This window comes from Streptomyces sp. DvalAA-14 (assembly GCF_900091855.1).
Classification (GTDB): Bacteria; Actinomycetota; Actinomycetes; order Streptomycetales; family Streptomycetaceae; genus Actinacidiphila.
In genome coordinates this window covers 59959-80032 of sequence record NZ_FMCH01000221.1, presented here as the reverse complement: position 1 = coordinate 80032, position 20074 = coordinate 59959, and the positions used below count along the sequence as shown (strand labels likewise).

Below are 20074 nucleotides of genomic sequence, written 5' to 3'. Positions count from 1 at the left end.
ATTTTCGTCTGGAGCTCTTGTCAGGGTGCCTCAGGACTGGTGAGGTAGAGCCGGGAGAAGTGGGACACCCTGACAAGGAGCTGGCGTGAGCAGCAACGAGAGCCTGGCCAACCTGCTGAAGGAGGAGCGGCGTTTCGCTCCCCCGGCCGAACTGGCCGCCGCGGCCAACGTCACGGCGGCGGCGTACGAACAGGCCAAGGCCGACCGTTTGGGCTTCTGGGCCGAGCAGGCCCGCCGCCTCAGCTGGGCGGTCGAGCCCACGGAGACGCTGGACTGGTCAAACCCGCCGTTCGCCAAGTGGTTCGCCGACGGAAAGCTCAATGTCGCGTACAACTGCGTGGACCGCCATGTCGAAGCCGGCCACGGCGACCGGGTCGCGATCCACTTCGAGGGTGAGCCGGGCGACACCCGCGCCATCACGTACGCGGAGCTGAAGGACGAGGTGTCCCGGGCCGCCAACGCCCTGGCCGAGTTGGGCGTCGTCAAGGGCGACCGGGTGGCGGTCTATCTGCCGATGATCCCCGAGGCGGTCGTGGCGATGCTGGCCTGCGCCCGGATCGGCGCCGCCCACTCGGTGGTCTTCGGCGGCTTCTCCGCCGACGCGGTGGCCTCCCGCATCGAGGACGCCGACGCGAAGCTCGTCATCACCGCCGACGGCGGCTACCGCCGCGGCAAGCCGGCCGCGCTCAAGCCGGCCATCGACGACGCGGTGTCCCGGACCCCGCAGGTCGAGCACGTGCTGGTGGTGCGCCGCACCGGCCAGGACGTGGCATGGACCGAAGGCCGGGACGTCTGGTGGCACGAGATCACCGGTCGGCAGTCCACCGAGCACACCCCGGAGGCGTTCGAGGCCGAGCACCCGCTGTTCATCCTCTACACCTCGGGCACCACCGGGAAGCCGAAGGGCATCCTGCACACCTCCGGCGGCTACCTCACCCAGGCAAGCTACACCCACCATGCCGTCTTCGACCTGAAGCCGGACACGGATGTCTACTGGTGCACCGCCGACATCGGCTGGGTCACCGGCCACTCGTACATCGTCTACGGCCCGCTCTCCAACGGCGCTACCCAGGTGATCTACGAGGGCACCCCGGACACCCCGCACCAGGGCCGGTGGTGGGAGATCGTGCAGAAGTACGGCGTCACCATCCTCTACACCGCGCCCACCGCGATCCGGACCTTCATGAAGTGGGGGGACGACATCCCGGCCAAGTTCGACCTGGGCAGTCTGCGGGTGCTGGGCAGCGTCGGTGAGCCGATCAACCCCGAAGCGTGGATGTGGTACCGGGAGCACATCGGCGGCGGAAGCACCCCGGTGGTCGACACCTGGTGGCAGACCGAGACCGGCGCCATGATGATCTCCCCGCTGCCCGGCGTGACCGCGGCCAAGCCCGGCTCCGCGCAGACGCCGCTGCCCGGCATCAGCGCCACCGTGGTGGACGACGAGGCCAACGAGGTGCCCGACGGCTCGGGCGGCTACCTGGTGCTCACCGAGCCGTGGCCGTCGATGCTCCGCACCATCTGGGGCGACGACCAGCGCTACATCGACACCTACTGGTCGCGTTTCGAGGGCCGCTACTTCGCCGGCGACGGCGCCAAGAAGGACGACGACGGCGACATCTGGCTGCTCGGCCGGGTGGACGACGTGATGCTGATCTCCGGCCACAACATCTCCACCACCGAGGTCGAGTCCGCACTGGTCTCGCACCCGAAGGTCGCCGAGTCCGCCGTGGTCGGCGCCACCGACGCGACCACCGGACAGGCCATCGTCGCGTTCGTCATCCTGCGCGGCACCGCCGAGGACAGCGCGGAACTGCTGGTCGAGCTGCGCGACCACGTCGGCAGGACCCTGGGCCCGATCGCCAAGCCCAAGCGCATCCTGACCGTCTCCGAGCTGCCCAAGACCCGCTCCGGCAAGATCATGCGCCGACTGCTGCGCGACGTCGCCGAAAACCGGGTGCTCGGTGACGTCACCACCCTCACCGACTCCACGGTGATGGACTTGATCCAGCAGAAACTGCCGTCGGCGCCCAGCGAGGACTGAGCCGCGCGGCTGACCCGCAGGCGGTGAAAGCCCTGAGGGGCACCCGGTAACCGCCGGGTGCCCCTCGGCTGTTCGGGGGCGCCTGTGCGCCTTCGCCGTTCGATCCCGGCGACACTGGGGGCCCGATCCCAGGAGGCCGCCCGTGCCCGAGCCCAGCCCGCGCCGCCGCGCCGCCGTGCTGCTCGGCCGCCTTCCCTTCCCCGAACGCAGCACCGTCGCCGAAGCCCTGCGCGCCGAAACCGTCGGCGGCGTCCTGCTGCTGCTCGCCGCGGTGTCCGCCCTCGTCTGGGCCAACACCGCCCCCCACAGCTACGCCGCCGCCAGCGACTTCCCCTGGGGCCCGTCCGTCCTCGGCCTGCGGCTGTCCGTCTCCCACTGGGCCGCCGACGGCCTGCTGGCGGTCTTCTTCTTCGTGGCCGGTGTCGAACTCAAACGCGAACTGGTCGCCGGTGAGCTGCGCGAGCCGGCCGCCGCCGCCCTGCCCGTCATCGCGGCGCTGTGCGGCATGGCGACACCGGCCGTCGTCTACACGGTGGTCAGCCACGCCGGCGGCGGCTCGCTCAAGGGCTGGGCGGTTCCCATCGCCACCGACATCGCGTTCGCGCTCGCCGTGCTCGCTGTCATCGGCACCGCGCTGCCCGCCGCGGTACGCGCCTTCCTGCTCACCCTCGCGGTCGTCGACGACCTTTTCGCGATCCTGATCATCGCGATCTTCTTCACCTCCCGGATCCGGTACGGGCCCCTGCTCGGCGCGTTCGCCGGCCTCGTGATCTTCTGGCTGCTCCTCCGTCTGGCGGTACGCGGCTGGTACGTATATCTGCCGCTCGCGCTGGTGATCTGGGCCCTGATGCTCAACAGCGGTGTGCACGCCACGATCGCGGGCGTCGCCATGGGCCTCATGCTGCGCTGCACCACCCGAAAGGGTGAGCGGCGTTCCCCGGGCGAACGCATCGAACACCTGATGCGGCCGCTGTCCGCGGGCCTGGCGGTACCGCTGTTCGCGCTGTTCTCCGCCGGGGTGCCGTTCTCCGCCGCCGCGCTCTCCCATGTTTTCGAGCAGCCCGAGACGCTCGGTGTGGTGCTGGGCCTGGTGGTCGGCAAGACCGTCGGGGTGTTCGGCGGCACCTGGCTGGCGGCCCGCTTCACCCGTGCCCGGCTCAGCCCGGAGCTGCGCTGGCCGGACGTGCTGGCGGTGGCGACACTGGCCGGCCTCGGTTTCACCGTCTCCCTGCTCATCGGGGAACTCGCCTTCACCGACGACCCGCTGCTCGTCACCGGGACCAAGGCCGCCGTCCTGACCGGCTCCCTGATCTCCGCGCTGCTGGCCGCGATCCTGCTCAGGCTGCGCAACAACCGCTACCGCACCCTGGCCGAGGAGGAGAACCGGGACGGGAACGGAAACGGAAACCGCAGCGAGGACGACACCGCGGCCGGAACCGCCGAGCACCGCGGGCTCGCCCAACTGGCCGGAGACGACGGCGAGGAGCCGGAGCCGTAGGGCATGATCGGGGGACGAACCGTATCGACGACGGAGGACGCGATGAGCCCAGCCCCAGAGCACAACGGCGACGGGCGCAGCATCGGGCAGTTGTTCGCCGCCGCCACGGCGGAGATGTCCGCCCTGGTGCATGACGAGATCGCCCTGGCCAAGGCCGAGCTGCGGCAGGACGCCCGGCGTGCCGCGATCGGTAGTGGCGCGCTCGTGGTGGCTCTGGCGCTGGCGATCTTCGCGGTGCCGATGGGCTGCATGGCCCTCGCCTATGTGCTGCACAGGACGACGCTGCCGCTCGACGCGTGCTTCGGCATCGTGTGCGGCGCGTTCTTCGTGCTGGCGGGGCTGCTCGGCCTGCTGGCGGTCGGCCGGTTCAAGAAGGTGAAGAAGCCGGAGCTCTCGATCTCGTCGGCCAAGGAGACCGCGGCGGTCCTGCAGAAGGCCAAGCCGCATCCGCGCCCGCTGGAGAGCGCGGAGACAAAGGCGATCGACGCCAGGATGTGACACGCTCTGGGGCATGAATGCCGCCGCCCGGCCGTACGGACCGTTCGCCCCCTCCCATCCCAGTGCGCCCTTCCCGCGCGTCGAAGGGCCGTGGACGCACCGGGACGTGGCCGCCAACGGCGCCCGCTTCCACATCGCCGAAATGGGCGACGGCCCCTTGGTGCTGCTGCTGCACGGCTTCCCGCAGTTCTGGTGGACGTGGCGGCACCAGCTGCCGGCGCTCGCCGAGGCGGGATTTCGCGCGGTGGCGATGGACCTGCGCGGGGTGGGCGGCAGCGACCGTACGCCGCGCGGCTACGACCCGGGCAATCTCGCCCTCGACGTCACCGGGGTGATCCGGTCGCTCGGCGAGCCGGACGCCGCTCTCGTCGGGCATGATCTCGGCGGCTATCTGGCCTGGACGGCCGCGGCCATGCGGCCCAAGCTGGTACGGCGGCTGGCCGTCTCGTCCATGCCGCACCCGCGCCGCTGGCGTTCGGCGATGCTCACCGATCTGCGGCGCAGCGGGTCCGGGGCGTACATCTGGGGCTTCCAGCGGCCGTGGCTGGCGGAGCGTCAGCTCGTCGCCGACAATTCCGCGCTGGTCGGCAAGCTGATCCAGGACTGGTCGGGACCGCGGCTGCCGGAGCAGGAGGCGGTGGACGTCTACCGCCGGGCGATGCAGATCCCTTCCACGGCGCACTGCGCGGTCGAGCCGTACCGCTGGATGGTGCGCTCGATGGCCCGACCGGACGGCATCCAGTTCAACCGGCGGATGAAGCGCCCGGTGCGGGTGCCGACGCTCCAGATGCACGGCTCGATGGACCCGGCGATCGGCACCCGGAGTGTGGCCGGCAGCGGGGAGTACGTGGAGGCGCCGTATCGCTGGCGGCTCTTCGACGGGCTGGGGCACTTTCCGCACGAGGAGGACCCGGCGGCGTTCTCGGCCGAGCTGATCAACTGGCTGAAGGACCCGGAGCCCGACCGGTGAACTCCGGACCAAGATGACATGCCCTGGTCGGAACGCGAGCCCGACACCGCCACGGCCCCGGTGTGACTATCGAATGATCGTTAAAAAATGCCGGACGCATAAGCCAATCGGTCGTCCGAACGGCGATTACCGACCCGAAGGTGCGGGCAGCTTGCTTCGTATGGGTTGGACGCACGACTACCGTGACGTATCACGCAATCGCCGCAGCAGCAGCTTCGCCACCGTCGACCGCGCGGCGCCCATGGCCGCACTCCGGCCGGTGGAAAGCAGGCTCGGAATCCCGCGCATCCTCGGTCGCAGAGCCCGCTGGGTGAGTGCCCGGCTGCGGCACCCCCGCGACTGAGCCGACCGCGACCGGATCCGGCGATCCCGGGGCCGCGTCACCCGCAAGCAACGCCCAGCCGCTCCCGCCTCCGCGCAGGGCGCCGACGCCTCACAACGCGCAGCCCTGGGTGTCCACCTGCTGATCGGCGGTACGACCCGCGGTGGCGTCCGGGCTGACCTCGTCCGAGGTCAGGGCGTAACCGGTGTTCGCGTCGTCGAGGGACTTGGCGAAGACGACACCGGCCACCTTGCCGTCAGGAGTCAGCAGCGGGCCGCCGGAGTTGCCCTGGCGGACGGTCGCGTACAGCGAGTAGACGTCCCGGTGCACGGTGCCGCGGTGGTAGATGTCCGGGCCGCTGGCCTCGATACGGCCGCGGACGCGGGCCGCGCGGACGTCGAAGCCGCCGTTCTCCGGGAAGCCGGCCACGATCGCGTCGTCCTTGGAGCGCGCGTCGCTGGTGGCGAAGGAGAGCGCGGGTGCGTCCAGGCCGGGCACGTCCAGCACGGCGACGTCGCGCTGCCAGTCGTAGAGCACCACCCGGGCGTCGTGCAGCCGGCCTTTGCCGCCGACTTGGACGGTCGGCTCACGGACGCCGCCGACGACGTGCGCGTTGGTCATCACCCGGTCCTTGGCGAACACGAAGCCGGAACCCTCCAGCACCTTGCCGCAGCTCGGCGCGGTGCCGACCACCTTGACGATGCTGCGGCGCGCGTCGGTGACGACCGTGCTGTGCACGAGCGCCGGATCGGGCGCGGGCACCGAGGTGATCGGTTCGGAGCCGAAGGTGCCGAAGACCTGCGGCAGACCGTTCTGGGCGAGCGTCGTACTGAAGTTGTCGAACCAGGTGTCCGCCTGGGCCGGCACCACCCGGGACACGCCGAGCAGCACCTTCGACGACCGCACCTGGCGCCCTATCGTCGGCAGCGTCGTGGTTGCCAGCGCGCTGCCGATCAGCCACGCCACCAGCAGCATCGCCACCACGTTGACCAGCGCGCCGCCGCTGGCGTCCAGGGCCCGGGCCGGTGACCAGGTGATGCGGCCGCGCAGCTTGTTGCCCAGGTGGGTGGTGAAGGCCTGCCCCACCGACGCGCACACGATCACGATGACGACGGCGGAGACCACCGCCGCCGAGCCGGGTGTGGCGCTGTCGGTCGCCTTGTCCCAGATCACCGGGAGCAGGTAGATCGCGGCGAGGCCGCCGCCGAGGAAGCCCGTCACCGACATGATGCCGACGACGAACCCCTGCCGGTAGCCGACCACGGCGAACCACACGGCGGCGAGGATGAGCAGGATGTCCAGCACGTTCACGGGGGACACCGTCTCACGGCGGACTATGGGCGCGGCACTGTACCGCCCGACCGGCCGGCCGGCGGCCGGGGCTCGGGACTCAGCCCAGCGGCACCGTACGGTCCCGGTCCCAGGGCCGCTCCCAGCCCGCGAAGTGCAGGATCTTGTCGATCAGGCCCGCGGTGAAGCCCCAGACCAGGGCGTCCTCGACCAGGAAGGCCGGGCCGCGGAAGCCGCTGGGATGGATCAGTGTCGCCCGGTTGGCCGGGTCGGTGAGATCCGTCACGGGCACCCGGAAGACCCGCGCGGTCTCGGCGGGGTCCACCACGCCGACCGGGCTGGGCGAGCGCCACCAGCCGAGTACCGGGGTGACCACGAAGCCGCTGACCGGGATGTAGAGCTGCGGCAGCACGCCGAAGACCTGCACGCCCGCCGGGTCGAGCCCGGTCTCCTCCTCGGCCTCGCGAAGGGCCGCGCGCAGCGGCCCTTCGCCCTCGGGGTCGCCGTCCCCGGGATCCAGCGCGCCGCCCGGGAAGGACGGCTGGCCGGCGTGGGAGCGCAGCGCCGCCGAGCGCTCCATCAGCAGCAGGTCGGGGCCATGATCGCCGTGGCCGAACAGGATCAGAACGGCTGAGGGGCGGCCGCCGTCGGCCGGCGGCAGGAAGCGGCTGAGCTGCTCGGGACGCATCCCGTCCATCGCGGCGACGACCGGACGCAGCCAGCCGGGCACGCCGGCCGCACTGACCTCGACACCAGCCGCGCCCGCCCCCTGCGCCTGGGTCATGAGGCCACCAGCGGGGGCGCGGGCTGCCCCGGGTAGTCCGGCGGCGGCTTGAGCCGCTGCCCGGGGAAGCCGCCCTTCTCGTACTTGAGCAGCTTCTTCGCCTTCTCCGGATCCGTCTCGCCCTCGCCGAAGGACGGGCACAGCGCGGCGATCGGGCAGACCCCGCAGGCGGGGTTGCGCGAGTGGCACATCCGGCGGCCGTGGAAGACCACCCGGTGCGACAGCATCGTCCACTCGGACTTGGGGAAGAGCCGGGCCACGTCCTGCTCGACCTTCTCCGGGTCCTGCGAGGTCGTCCAGCCGAAGCGGCGGGCGAGCCGGCCGAAATGGGTGTCGACGGTGATGCCGGGCACGCCGAATCCATTGCCGAGCACCACATTGGCCGTCTTGCGGCCGACGCCGGGCAGCTTGACCAGGTCCTCCAGCCGGCCGGGGACCTCGCCGCCGAACTCGTCGCGCAGTGCCGCCGACAGGCCCATCACCGATCTCGCCTTGGCCCGGAAGAAGCCGGTGGGACGGAGGATCTCCTCCATCTCGGTGGGGTCGGCGGCGGCCATCGCCACGGGTGTGGGGAACTTCGCGAACAGCGCCGGGGTCGTCTGATTGACCCGCAGGTCCGTGGTCTGCGCGGACAGCACGGTGGCGATCAGCAGCTCGAAGGGGTTCTCGAAGTCCAGCTCCGGGTGGGCGTACGGATACACCTCGGCGAGCTCCCGGTTGATCCGGCGGGCGCGCCGCACCAGAGCCGGCGCAGGGGCTTGTTCGCTCACGGCTGAATCCGGCTTGGCGACCACTCGTTTGGCCGCCTTGGCCGTCCGTTTCTTCGGTGCGCTCGGCATATCTGACACCCGGCCAGCCTAAGCCTCGGCACCGACATCCGCCCTCGAACCGGCTCCGGGCACCGGGTGCCGACCCTCGATCGGACCCCCGTGGCACCCGCGTGCGCTCTGATAAGACATCCTTGTGATTGATCGCACTGTTTGAGACGTCATGCATCATGGGGAGATCCCCTCGATGTCGACAAGGAGAGAGCTCGTGGACGACGTTCTGCGCCGCGCCCCGCTTTTCGCGGCGCTCGACGACGAGCAGGCCGCTGAACTGCGCGCCTCCATGACGGAGATCACGCTCGCGCGTGGTGATTCACTGTTCCACGAGGGTGACCCCGGGGACCGGCTGTACGTGGTGACCGACGGCAAGGTGAAGCTGCACCGCACCTCGCCCGACGGCCGGGAGAACATGCTGGCCGTGGTCGGCCCCGGTGAGCTCATCGGCGAGCTGTCCCTCTTCGACCCCGGGCCCCGCACCGCCACCGCGACCGCGCTGACCGAGGTCAAGCTGCTCGGCCTGGGCCACGGCGACCTGCAGCCCTGGCTGAACGTACGGCCCGAGGTCTCCACCGCGCTGCTCCGGGCGGTCGCGCGCCGCCTGCGCCGCACCAACGACGTCATGTCCGACCTGGTCTTCTCCGACGTGCCCGGCCGCGTCGCCAAGGCGCTGCTCGACCTGTCGCGCCGCTTCGGCGTCCAGTCCGAGGAGGGCATCCACGTCGTCCACGACCTCACGCAGGAGGAGCTGGCCCAGCTCGTGGGAGCGTCCCGCGAGACGGTCAACAAGGCACTGGCCGACTTCGCCGGGCGCGGCTGGCTGCGCCTGGAGGCCCGCGCGGTGATCCTGCTGGACGTGGAACGGCTGGCGAAGCGCAGCCGCTGAGCCCGCGCGGTTCGCCGCTCGACGACACTCGCGAAGGAGCCCTCTGCCCCCGGCAGGGGGCTCTTTCGCGTTCCGGGGACCGAACGGGCGGGCGCGCCGGGCACGCGCGGCGTGCCGGCGGTACGGCCGGGCCGGGTCAGCCGGCCGATCGGCCGATCGGCCGGTCAGCCGGTCCGCCGGTCAGCCGGTCCGCCGGTCAGTCGGTCGGCCGGTCAGCGGACGATCACCAGACGAGTTGGCCTATCTCATCGATGAGAGCCATGACCGCCGGACTGGCCGGGTCGATCAGCGGGAAGTGGCCGGTCTCCGCGAGCCAGGCCACCACCGGCCCCTCGCCGGCCGCGGCCGCAGCGCGGGCAAAAGCCTCGCTGACCTGCGGCGGAACCACATTGTCAGTGGTGCCGTGCACGATGGTTGTAGCGATTCCGGTGGGGAGCAGCGCGGCCGGGTCGGCAAGCGGTATGCGGTCGGTGAGGTGGTCGGGGCCACCCAGCAGATCGACGACCGCGCCGGAGCAGACGCGCAGCCGGATCGCCGAGGCCAAGTCGGCGACCGGGGCGAGAGCCACGACGCCACGCAACGGGGGAGGTGTGGAGAGGTGCCAAGGGGAATCGGGGGGCAGCACATGGCGTGCGGCGGCCCACAGCGCGAGATGACCGCCCGCGCTGTGCCCGCTGAGCAGGGTGCGCTGCGGATCCACGGTGTCGTCGCCGAGCGCCCGCAGGGCCAGCCCGGGCAGGGCGTCGAGGGCCGCGGCCACGTCGTCGAAGGTTTCCGGCCAGCGGCCGGCGGGCCGGAGCGGGGCGCCGCCTGCGGCCTCGGTCCGGTCGGGAGGTGTCACCGCGGGGTGCTGGGGCGGCTGCTGCGGGTCGTTCACCGGGCCGCCGCGGCGGTACTCCAGCGAGGCCACCGCGAAGCCATGGGCGGCCAGGTGGGCGGCCAGCGGCGAGATGTGGACCCGGTCGTAGGCGGACCGCCAGGCGCCGCCGTGCAGGAGCGCGACGAGGGGGGCGGGGCGGGCGCTCGGGGTGCGCGGCCGGTAGAAGTCGATCACCTGGTCGGGGTGGCCGCCGTAGGCCGCGGTGGCGTCCGGCGGCACCGGCGGGTGGCCGAAGGCCGACGCCTCCTCGGCCGCCGCCTGGTCAACGGGATCAGCGAGGCCGGGAGGGGACGTGCGGGCGTCGGCTGCGGTCATCGGTTAAGCGGTTCCTTCCAGTACGGCGGCCAGCGTGCTCGCGGCGCGCAACGCGTCGGTGTAGCGGGTGTAGAGCGGGGTGAAGCCGAAGCGCAGCACATCGGGCCTGCGGTAGTCGCCCACCACCCCCCGGGCGGTCAGCTCGCGCATCACGTCGCCGGCGCCGGCGCAGCGCAGCGACACCTGGCTGCCGCGTTCGGTATGCGCGAGCGGGGTGACGACCTGCACCCGCCCGGTGTCCACCAGCGGGCTCACGCACCGCAAGAAGAAGTCGGTCAGGCCGATGCTCTTGTCCCGGACGTCGGACACGGCCACCCCGTCCCAGACGTCGAGCGCCGCGTCGAGGGCGAGCAGCGACAAGATCTCCGGCGTGCCCACCCGTCCGCGCGGGGCGCCGTCCGCCGGTTCGTAGCCGGGCGCCATGCCGAAGGGGTCGGCGTGCGAGTTCCAGCCGGGCAGCGGCGAGTCGAAGCGCGCCTGGTGCTCCCGGCGTACGTAGAGGTAGGCGGGCGCGCCGGGCCCGCCGTTGAGGTACTTGTACGTGCAGCCGACCGCGAGGTCCACCTCGTCCGCGTCCAGCGAGACGGGCAGCGCCCCGGCGCTGTGACACAGATCCCATACAGCCAGCGCGCCCGCGCCGTGCAGGGCCGCGGTGATGCCGCGCAGGTCGTGCAGCCGCCCGGTGCGGTAGTCGACATGGTTGACGAGGGCGACAGCCGTACGGGCCCCGGCCTCGGTGGCGATCTCCGCGGCGGACACGGCCCGTACGGTGCGGCCGGTGAGGCGGGCGGCGGACTGCGCGATGTAGCCGTCGGTGGGGAAGGTGGCGGCGTCCACCAGGATCTCGTCACGCGCCTCGGGCGCCATCCGGACCGCGGCGACCAGCGCCTTGAAGACATTCACACTGGTGGAGTCGCCCACCACGACTTGGCCGGCCGCGGCGCCGACCAGGGGGGCGATCCGGTCGCCGATCCGCTCCGGGGCCGTCCACCAGCCGCTCTCCTCCCAGGAGCGGATGCGCAGCTCACCCCACTCCCGGCTGACCACCTCGGTGAGCCGTGGCAGGACAGCGGCGGGCAGGGCGCCGAGCGAATTGCCGTCGAGATAGACCGTGTCATCGAGGGTGAAGCGGTCCCGGACGGGGGCCAGCGGGTCGGCGCCGTCCAGCTCGGCGGCCCGCGCGGCCAGCGCCTCGTCCGATGCGGGCCGGGAGCCCGGCGCGGCTTCCCGCTCCGCGGCGGGACCGCCGTCCGGGGCAACGGCCGGGGTCGGTGCGGAGACGCCCGGGCGGTCGTAGGTGCTCGGTTCAGACATGGCTGCGGGCCGTCCACAGTTCGGGGAAGACATTCTTGGTCGTGCGTTTCTCCAGCCAGGCCACCCCCGCGGAACCGCCGGTGCCGGCCTTCGCGCCCATCGCGCGGCGGGTCGCCACGAGGTGGTCATTGCGCCAGCGCCAGACGAGTTCGGCGACGTCGGTAAGGGCTTCGCCGAGCCGGATCAGTTCGGAGTCCTGGTCGTCGGCGGCGTAGACGCGCTGCCAGACGGCCTCGACCTCGGGGTGGGGCTCGTAGCGGAGCGTGGGGTCGCGGTCGAGCACTTCGGCGGGCACCGGGTAGCCGCGGCGGGCCAGCAGTCGCAGCACCTCGTCGTAGAGGCTCGGCTCGGTCAGCGCCTTCTCCAGTTCGGCGTGGGCGCTGGGGGTGCCGCGGTGCGGCACGAGCATGGACGCGGATTTGTCGCCGAGCAGGAATTCCAGCCGCCGGTACATCGCGGACTGGAAGCCGGAGCCGTCACCGAGGGCGGAACGGTAGGCGTTGAACTGGGCGGGGGTGAGGTGAGCGATCGGTTTCCAGGAGGCGTTGAGCGATTCGAGTTCCGGCAGGCTGCGCCGCAGCGCGGCCATGGCGGTGGGCAGGTCGTCTCCGCCCAGGGCGGTGGCGGCGGTGCTCCACTCGTGGACGAGCAGGGTGAACCACAGCTCCATGACCTGGGTGGTGACCAGGAACGCCATCTCACCGGGTTCGTCGGACAGGGGGTGCTGCATGTGGGTGAGGACGGACGCCTGCACGTAGTCCTCGTAGGGGGTCGAGCCCTCGAACGCGAGATTCGGGGTCTCCGCCTCGCCGATCGGGTCGTCGGACATGGGTTGCCTCCAAGCAGGGCCCTGGGAGTCCCCTACGGGGTCAGGGGGCGCGACCGGGCCGTGCCGAGATCATCTGCGGTACGAGGCGATCAGGCAAGACGATCAGGCGAGACGATGAGACACCCCGGTGCGCGGCAGGACGGAGCGCGGCGGGACGGTGCGGCGAGGAGGCTCAGGCGGTGGGCGGTCCGCTGAGGTAGTGGCCGTGGCGGTCGTAGGGCCACGCGTTGGCGATGCAGCCGTGCAGGCCCTTGATCTGCTGCATCATCACCGGCGCGAGCTTGCCGGGTCCGGGGCACCCCTCGTGGCCGTGGCCGATGCGGTGGCCGACCTCGTGGTTGATGATCAGGGCGCGGTAGTCGTCGATGGGTCCGCTGAATTCGGGGGACCCGAGTTCCCACCGCTTGAGGTTGACCACGACGGTGGCGCCGACGTCGCAGTTGACCTCGCCCTCGGTCTGCAGGCCGGCGGCGCCGCAGATGGCGTCGACCGTGTCCGGGGTGGCGATCTTGATCACGAAGTCCACCGGCCCGGAGCTCACCAGTCGGAAGGCGTCGTGCCCGTCGGCGGTCCAGCCGCGCGGGTCGGCGAGGATCGAGGAGATCTCGTTGGCCGCGTCGGTCGCGGACAGGTCGATGCCGCCCTCGACCTCGACCTTGTAGCGGCGCACCTCGCCGTGTCCGGCGGCCTTGCCGGAGGCGTGCGCGGTGGTGAAGCGGCCGGTGCCGGACTTGGGGACCGCGGTGGGCCTGGTACTCGGGGTGGCCCGGGGGCTGCTGACCGGGTGGGCGGCATCCGGCGCGGCGCGGCCGACCGGGCTGCTGGTGGCGGTGAGCGGGGTGGCGATGGCGCCCGACGAGCCGCCGCTGTCTCTACTGGTGTGCCAGGCGTAGGCGGCGCCGCAGCCCAGGGCTATCACGCAGAGGATGACGAGCGGGCCGGCTATCGCGGCGCGGCTCTTGGTGCGGCTTGCGGCCATGGCTTCCCCCTGCGGGTGCGCAGCCGCGCTCCGGCCTCCGGCCGCTCGTGCGAACTGCGTATCGACGTGACGATGCGCGGTGCGCATGCCGTGCATGCCGCCTCGCGTGCGGTCGGCACATCGGCAGCAGGGTTCACAATCGCATATCCGTGCGCACGGGTGACAAGCCGGGGCCCCCACCGCCGGGACTGCGGCAGGGGCCCCTGGCCCGGGTCGCCCGGCTCATCCGCCCAGCTCATGTGCTGAGTGAATCCGCGCAGCTCAATCCGCCCGGCCCGCCCCCGGCCGGCCCCGGCCGACCCCGGACTCGTCCCGGCGGACACCCCGGCCCGGGCCGAATTCGCCCGCCCGGCTCCGGTCCCGGGTCCGCCGCCGGGGCGCAGCCACCGGGTCCCGGCGGCTCAGCTCAGCGTGTCCGCCGCGGTCGGGGAGCTGTCGCGCAGGAAGACCGAGCAGCGCTCGTACTCGTCCTGCTCGCCGATCGCCTGGGCCGCGCGGCCGAGAGCGTGCAGGGCGCGCAGGAAGCCGCGGTTCGGCTCGTGCTCGAAGGGGACAGGGCCGTGGCCCTTCCAGCCCGAGCGGCGCAGGGCGTCGAGACCGCGGTGGTAGCCGGTGCGGGCGTAGGCGTAGGACTCCACGACGCGGCCGCCTTCGAAGGCGTCGTCGGCCAGCTGCGCCCAGGCCAGCGAGGAGGACGGGTACTTGGCGGCGACCTCGGCGGGCGCGGCGCCGGAGGCCAGCAGTTCGCGCGGCTCCGGGTCGTCGGGCAGATGGGTCGGGGCAGGGCCCCCGAGCAGGTTCTGGTTAATGGCCATGGGCCCCAGTCTGCCCGAGCCGGTACACGGAAGGCCCCCGGCAGATGCCGGGGGCCTCGATCCGCGCAGGAGGTTGACGCATAGTGCGCCCTTGACCCGCATCCTTGACCGGCGCCGTTGGTCCGCGCCGTTGGTCCGCGGGCCGGGGCTCGGCCCCGGCTTCGGGGCCCATGGCACCCGGCCCGGGCCTCGGGGCCGGGTCCGGCGCCGGTGTCAGCCTCGCCGGGTCACTTGCGCTTGTTGCCCGCCGACCGCAGGTCGTGGGCGGCGACGGAGACACGCGCGGCCATACCCGCCTCGGCGGACTTGCCCCAGACGCGCGGGTCGTAGACCTTCTTGTTGCCGACCTCGCCGTCGACCTTCAGCACACCGTCGTAGTTGCGGAACATGTGGTCCGCGATCGGCCGGGTGAAGGCGTACTGCAGGTCGGTGTCGATGTTCATCTTGACGACGCCGTTCTCCAGCGCCTCGTTGATCTCCTCGGTCGAGGAGCCGGAGCCGCCGTGGAAAACGAAGTTGAAGGGCTGGGGCTTGCCGTACTTCTGGCCCACCGCCTCCTGGAGCTCCTTGAGGATGCTCGGGCGCAGGACGACGTTGCCCGGCTTGTAGACGCCGTGCACATTGCCGAAGGAGGCGGCCAGCAGGTAGCGGCCGTGCTCGCCGAGGCCGACCGCCTCGACCGTGCGGTACGCGTCGTCCACCGTGGTGTAGAGGTTGTCGTTGATCTCGTGCGAGATACCGTCCTCCTCACCGCCGGTGGGGGTGATCTCCATCTCCAGGATGATCTTGGCCTTGGCCGCCTCGGCCAGCAGCTCCTTGGCGATCTCGAGGTTGTGGTCCAGCGTCTCCGCCGAGCCGTCCCACATGTGCGACTGGAACAGCGGGTTGCGGCCGGCGGCCACTCGCTCCTGGGAGATCTTCAGCAGCGGGCGGACGTAGCCGTCCAGCTTCTCCTTCGGGCAGTGGTCGGTGTGCAGCGCGACGGTGATCGGGTACTTCTCGGCGACGATGTGCGCGAACTCGGCGAGCGCGACCGCACCGGTCACCATGTCCTTGTTGTACTGACCGCCGAGGAACTCCGCGCCGCCCGTGGAGATCTGGATGATGCCATCGCTCTCCGCCTCGGCCAGGCCACGCAGTGCGGCATGCAGGGTCTGCGACGAGGTGACGTTGACGGCTGGGTAGGCGAACTTGCCGGCCTTCGCCCGGTCGAGCATCTCGTTGTAGACGTCGGGGGTTGCGATGGGCATCGTGTCCGCTCCTCATGATCTGCGGGTGGTACGGCTGGCGTACGGCTGGCGTGGCGACGTCATCGTCGCCCTTATCTTCCCAGACGCGAACGGATACACCACCTCGGTCGGGGAGGGGCATACCCCGGCTCCCGCAGTGTTTCACGTGAAACATCTCAGGATCGGTAAAACAGCAGGTCAGGGCGCATACAGCCGTCCGCCGTCCGGGCTGCGCCACCGCCCTGGCATCCACGCGGCGCGGTCGTCAGCCGAGGTCGAGATCGGCCAGCGAGTAGGCGGCGAGATACGGCAGACCCGCCTCGGTAATCTTCGCCGCCGCCCCGCGGTCCACGATCACCGCCACCGCCACCACTTCACCACCGGCCTCGCGCACCGCCTCGACAGCGGTCAGCGGGGAGCCGCCGGTGGTGGAGGTGTCCTCGACCACCAGCACCCGGCGGCCCTTGACCTCGGTGCCCTCGATACGGCGCTGCAGGCCGTGTGCCTTGTTGGCCTTGCGGACCACGAACGCGTCCAGCCGCTGCCCCCGCGCCGCGGCGGCGTGCAGCATCGAACCGGCCACCGGGTCGGCACCCAACGTCAGTCCGCCGACCGCGTCGTAGTCGAGGTCGGCGGTGAGGTCCAGCATCATCTGGCCGGCGAGCGGCGCGGCCTCCCCGTCCAGGGTGATCCGGCGCAGGTCGATGTAGAAATCGGCTTCCAGGCCCGACGAGAGGGTCACCTTGCCGTGCACCACGGCCTTTTCCTTGATGTGCCGCAGCAGCGCAGCGCGTACGTCGTCGCTCATGGCCACGAGACTAGCCGAGGGCCCTCGGGGCCCCCGGCCAGGGGAAAACAGCTGCACGCCGGCGGACCCCGGAATCTCCGGGCGGCGGATCCCAGCTCTCAGCCGATCCGGTGCCAGCTCCAGGTGGTGCTGATCTCGAGCGGGTCGATGGGGGTGACCAGGCGCGGCAGGGTGTTGAGGCCGTTGGGCGGGCCGGACTGCGGCTCGACGCACACCGCTTCGGGCTGCTCGGTGTAGATCACCGCCCACTGCGACGGGCTCTCCACCTGAAGCCGCATCTCCCCGGGCCAGGTGAGCGTGACGTCGACCCCGTCGGGCATCCCGAAGCAGTCGTCCCACGGCCCCGGCTCGGGGTCGATGCGCTTGCCGGTCGGCAGATGGTTCTCGCCGCGCTCCTCCTGCCAGGCGGCGCTGAAGGCCAACTCGACGTCCTGACCGCCCTGCCCGAGGTTGCGCAGCCACCACGGGTGCCAGCCGGCCTGCGCCGGGAAGGAGTCCTCGGACGCCTCCACGCTGAGCGCCAGCTTCACCGAGTGCGGGGCGAGCTCGATCGTGTGCGTTACCCGGCCGGGATACGGCCAGGGGTCGGCCAGGTCGAAGTAGTACGCGGCGGTGGTCTCGGTGGCCGGCGCCGCCTCGTGCCAGACGGAATGGCGGCCGGTGCCATGGATCGCGTGGGGTGGCGCGTCGACGGGGAGCTGGTGGCTCACCCCGCCGTTGCGGAACACCCCGTTCTCGGTGCGGCCGCACCACGGCACCATGATGAAGGCGCCGAATTTCTCGCCCTGGCGCAGGAGTTCGGTCCCGCCCACCTTCAGCGAGGCGATCCGGCAACCGTGCTCGGGCTGCAAGGTCAGTTCGGCGTCGCCCGCCGTCAGCTTCTTCTCGTTCTCCACGGGAGGAGCCTAGCGGCGATCACTTGCGGCGCCGCAGTACACGGCCGACGACCACCGCGGATGCGAGCAAAGCCGCCGCCGCGGGGGCCGCCCAGCGCAAGGTGGCGGTGGCCGTACCGGAGTCCGGGGCCGGGACGGGGGCGTAGCGTCCGCGCGGCGGCGCGTGGTCGACCTCTTCGGCGCTGCGGCCGATCATCGTACGGCGGGCGTGCGCGGCTTCGGCGGGCGGCACGAGGTCGTCCAGGGCGGCCGCGCTCTCCGGGACCTCGACCTCCACCTCGACGAGCTCGAATTCCTCGAGCTCCGCGGCGGGCAGAGGTCCGCCGAGGTCGTCGACGACATCCGACTCGTCCTCGCCCTCGGCCTCCGCGTCGTCTTCCGCCTGACCGGCGGGTTGCGCGGCCGGCACCGCCCCGGGAGCAGCCGCCACGTCCTCCTCGGCCGGCGCCGCCGCTTCCTCTTCCGCTGGCGCCACCGCTTCGTCCTCGGCCCACGCCGCGAGGTCCGCGTCGGCTGCCGCTTCCGCTGCTACTTCCGCCTCGGCCTCCGCGCGCGCCACCACGTCCTGTGCCGCGTCCGCCGGCGCCCCGGCGTCGGTTCCCGCCTCAGCTCCGGCCTCCGCCTCCGCCTCAGCGTCTGCCGCGGCCCCCGCTCCGGCTTCCGCGCGAGCCTCCGACTCGTCCTCCGGCGCGTGCGCGGCCAACTCCGCCGCGAAACGGTCGAGCAGGCGGCGTACCGCGGCTTCCACCACGGCTGCCTCGTACCCGGCCAGGCGCCCGTCCGTCCGCGCCGAGCCCTGCCAGCTGACGGCCGAGCCGGCCTCGGGACGCTCGGTGCCCCGCACGGTCACCGAAGCGCTCGCGCGTACCGTGCCGCTGCCGCGTACTTCCGTGCCTTGCGCCACGACGGTGAACGTCGGGCCGTCGCCCGTGACCTCCACGGTGCCCCGGTAGGTGATCGTGGAGCCGCCGATACGCAGCCGCAGCCGTCCGGTGACCGGTGCCTTCGCGTCCGCCACCCCGTCGCCCCCATCGGGCTGCCAGCCGGGCAGGCTTGCGGCAACCGCGGTGGGCGTACGCAGGGCCCGCGTCAGCCGGGCCGGCGGGATCGGAACGAAGGACTCGTGCTCCATGGGCCGGAGCCTACCCAGGAGTGCGGCGCCATGACGGGTGCGGGCACGTCATTTTTCCCACTCCGCGAGGAGCCGGCCGCTCCTCAGCCGGCCACCCGCCCGCCGCGCGCCGCCCCGGCCGACCACCCGCTCCCCGGAAGTCCGCCCCCTCCCCCGACCCCCTACAGCCGTGGGTGCAGCAGCGTCGAGGGCGGTGGTGACGTCGCGGGGCGGGACCGGGCAGCGGCGGCCGCGGCCCGGTGGAAGGAAGCAGGCAGCGGCGGCCGCGACGACCCCGCGAGCAGGAAGGCCCAGGTGGTGGGGGCGGGCCGCAAGCCGGGCGGCGCCGGGCAAGCGGCGGCCGGCAGTCGGTAGGCCGTGGCGGGGAGGCCGGCCGCGCGGAGGCTGGCGGCGACGGTCCAGACGGACTGGGCCGCGTGCACCGCCAGCCGCCCGTTCGGGGCAAGGGCGCGGGCGGCGAGGCCGTAGAACTCCTGCGAATAGAGCTTGGCGCTGCTGGAGACGGCGGCGGCGGGGAGGTCGGCGAGGATGACGTCGTAGGAGCCGGGCGCCGTGGTGGCGGCCGTCCGCAGCCAGTCGAAGACGTCGGCGGTGGCGACGCGGACCCGGCCGTCGTCGAAGGCGTCGCCGTTGAGCGCGACGAGCCCGGGATCGGCGCGGCCGAGCCGCATCAGCACGGCGTCGGTGTCCACCACCGTCACCGCCCGTACGCCGGGAAAGCCGAGCACTTCGCGCAGGGCCAGGCCGTCCGCGCCGCCGAGGACCAGGACGCGGCCGTGCGGGCCCGCGGCCATCGCCGGGACCGCCAGCGCCCGGTCGTAGCCGGCCGAGTCCGCCCCGCAGACCCGCAGTCGGCCGTCGAGGTAGAGCCGCAGGGAGGCCGAGGTGTCCGGCGTGCCGGTCAGCACGATCTCCTGCACCGCCGTCTGCCGGGCCACCCGGACCGCGCCGCCGTACACCGCCTGTCGCGCCGCCCGTTCGAAGGGGCCGGCCGCCATCGCGGCGGCGGCCAGCACCGCCAGCACGGTGAGGTTCGCGACCACCAGCCAGCCCCGCGCCCGCGGCGACAGATCCCCCCGGAAGAGCCACAGCACGGTGGCGCCACCGGCCACCGCGTTGACCACCCCCGTGACCAGCGCTCCCGTCAGCTGCCCGAAGTCCGGCAGCAGGAGGAACGGGAAGGCGAGGCCGCCGACGAGCGCGCCCACGTAATCCACCGCGAACAGGTCGGCGACCGCGCCGCCCGCGTCCTGCCGCCTGACCCGCTGCACCAGCGTCATCAGCAGCGGCACCTCCGCCCCGATCAGCACCCCGATCGCGAACGAGCAGCCGACGATCGCCGGTCTGGCCTCTCCGTACCAGGCGAAAACCGCGTACAGCACCATCACCGACAGCCCGCCGACCAGCGCGAGGGCCGCCTCGACGGCGGCGAAGCCGAGGGCGGCGCAGCCGCGCAGCCGTTTGGCGAGCAGCGAGCCGCAGCCCATCGCGAAGACCATCACCGACAGCACGACGGACGCCTGGGTGACCGAGTCGCCCACCAAATAGGACGCGAGCGCGACGAGTTCGAGTTCGTAGATCAGGCCGCAGGCAGCGCAGACGAACACCGCGGCGAGGACCAGCGCGCGTGCCGCCCCGGCGGGCACGGGTAACGTCACGGCGAGTCGGGCCGCGCTGGTGCGGCCTTGCTGGTCGATCATGAGTGCACGCTAAGTCAGGTAGGCGCGACCACAAGTCACCCACAAGAGTGGGATCAGTGGC

Annotated in this window: 19 protein-coding genes; 6 read left to right on the top strand and 13 right to left on the bottom strand. The window is 72.2% G+C overall.

From position 1 onward, the window contains the following. Positions 1-85 precede the first annotated feature (85 nt). The 5 genes from acs to GA0115240_RS38015 all read left to right on the top strand — a co-directional run bounded on the left by acs (position 86) and on the right by GA0115240_RS38015 (position 5353). Positions 86-2044, top strand: coding sequence for an acetate--CoA ligase (acs, locus tag GA0115240_RS11530; protein ID WP_093736581.1), 1959 nt, complete (start codon positions 86-88; stop codon positions 2042-2044). Between the two features lie 142 nt (positions 2045-2186). Next, entirely contained in the window at positions 2187-3542 is a 1356-nt protein-coding gene (nhaA, locus tag GA0115240_RS11525) for a Na+/H+ antiporter NhaA (protein ID WP_093736580.1), read from the top strand. A gap of 42 nt (positions 3543-3584) precedes the next feature. Continuing rightward, positions 3585-4040, top strand: coding sequence for a phage holin family protein (locus GA0115240_RS11520; protein WP_093736579.1), 456 nt, complete (start codon positions 3585-3587; stop codon positions 4038-4040). Between the two features lie 13 nt (positions 4041-4053). Continuing rightward, on the top strand, positions 4054-5010 hold the full coding sequence (locus tag GA0115240_RS11515) for an alpha/beta fold hydrolase (protein ID WP_093736578.1): 957 nt from the start codon (positions 4054-4056) through the stop codon (positions 5008-5010). A 160-nt stretch (positions 5011-5170) separates the two neighbouring features. Further along, complete coding sequence (locus GA0115240_RS38015; protein WP_093736577.1) at positions 5171-5353, top strand: hypothetical protein; 183 nt, start codon at positions 5171-5173, stop codon at positions 5351-5353. Positions 5354-5443: 90 nt separating this feature from the next. Here the strand turns inward: GA0115240_RS38015 and GA0115240_RS11505 are convergent, their stop codons facing one another. From GA0115240_RS11505 to nth, 3 genes are all read right to left on the bottom strand, one after another. After that, on the bottom strand, positions 5444-6643 hold the full coding sequence (locus GA0115240_RS11505) for a MarP family serine protease (protein WP_093736576.1): 1200 nt from the start codon (positions 6641-6643) through the stop codon (positions 5444-5446). A 79-nt stretch (positions 6644-6722) separates the two neighbouring features. Beyond that, a complete protein-coding gene (locus GA0115240_RS11500) occupies positions 6723-7406 on the bottom strand; it encodes an NUDIX hydrolase (protein WP_093736575.1) in 684 nt (227 codons plus the stop codon). After that, complete coding sequence (gene nth, locus GA0115240_RS11495; protein ID WP_093736574.1) at positions 7403-8245, bottom strand: endonuclease III; 843 nt, start codon at positions 8243-8245, stop codon at positions 7403-7405. The genes GA0115240_RS11500 and nth overlap by 4 nt, the downstream gene beginning before the upstream one ends. A 196-nt stretch (positions 8246-8441) precedes the next feature. Between nth and GA0115240_RS11490 the strand changes: the two genes are divergently transcribed. Then, on the top strand, positions 8442-9116 hold the full coding sequence (locus tag GA0115240_RS11490) for a Crp/Fnr family transcriptional regulator (protein ID WP_093736573.1): 675 nt from the start codon (positions 8442-8444) through the stop codon (positions 9114-9116). Positions 9117-9339: 223 nt separating this feature from the next. Here GA0115240_RS11490 and GA0115240_RS11485 read toward each other — a convergent pair whose 3' ends face one another. The 10 genes from GA0115240_RS11485 to GA0115240_RS11440 all read right to left on the bottom strand — a co-directional run bounded on the left by GA0115240_RS11485 (position 9340) and on the right by GA0115240_RS11440 (position 20013). Beyond that, positions 9340-10311 carry an alpha/beta hydrolase family protein gene (locus GA0115240_RS11485; RefSeq protein WP_093736572.1) on the bottom strand — a complete coding sequence of 324 codons (972 nt, stop codon included), beginning with the start codon at positions 10309-10311 and terminating at the stop codon, positions 9340-9342. A gap of 3 nt (positions 10312-10314) precedes the next feature. Then, positions 10315-11625, bottom strand: coding sequence for a kynureninase (gene kynU, locus GA0115240_RS11480; protein ID WP_093736571.1), 1311 nt, complete (start codon positions 11623-11625; stop codon positions 10315-10317). Next, positions 11618-12454, bottom strand: a complete 837-nt coding sequence (locus GA0115240_RS11475) for a tryptophan 2,3-dioxygenase family protein (protein ID WP_093736570.1) — start codon at positions 12452-12454, stop codon at positions 11618-11620. The genes kynU and GA0115240_RS11475 overlap by 8 nt, the downstream gene beginning before the upstream one ends. A gap of 172 nt (positions 12455-12626) precedes the next feature. Further along, positions 12627-13433, bottom strand: a complete 807-nt coding sequence (locus tag GA0115240_RS11470; RefSeq protein WP_093736569.1) for a DUF3152 domain-containing protein — start codon at positions 13431-13433, stop codon at positions 12627-12629. A 401-nt stretch (positions 13434-13834) separates the two neighbouring features. Beyond that, the gene (locus tag GA0115240_RS11465; RefSeq protein WP_093736568.1) at positions 13835-14248 is read right to left on the bottom strand and encodes a DUF3151 domain-containing protein; all 414 of its coding nucleotides are present in this window, start codon (positions 14246-14248) and stop codon (positions 13835-13837) included. Positions 14249-14475: 227 nt separating this feature from the next. Further along, entirely contained in the window at positions 14476-15498 is a 1023-nt protein-coding gene (fbaA, locus tag GA0115240_RS11460; protein WP_093736567.1) for a class II fructose-bisphosphate aldolase, read from the bottom strand. 244 nt (positions 15499-15742) lie between these two features. After that, positions 15743-16285 carry an orotate phosphoribosyltransferase gene (gene pyrE / locus GA0115240_RS11455; protein WP_093736566.1) on the bottom strand — a complete coding sequence of 181 codons (543 nt, stop codon included), beginning with the start codon at positions 16283-16285 and terminating at the stop codon, positions 15743-15745. Positions 16286-16383: 98 nt separating this feature from the next. After that, positions 16384-17181 carry an aldose epimerase family protein gene (locus GA0115240_RS11450; RefSeq protein WP_093736565.1) on the bottom strand — a complete coding sequence of 266 codons (798 nt, stop codon included), beginning with the start codon at positions 17179-17181 and terminating at the stop codon, positions 16384-16386. A 19-nt stretch (positions 17182-17200) separates the two neighbouring features. Next, entirely contained in the window at positions 17201-18313 is a 1113-nt protein-coding gene (locus GA0115240_RS11445; RefSeq protein WP_093736564.1) for an SRPBCC domain-containing protein, read from the bottom strand. Positions 18314-18474: 161 nt separating this feature from the next. Next, entirely contained in the window at positions 18475-20013 is a 1539-nt protein-coding gene (locus GA0115240_RS11440; protein ID WP_093736563.1) for a polyamine aminopropyltransferase, read from the bottom strand. Between the last annotated feature and the right edge of the window lie 61 nt (positions 20014-20074).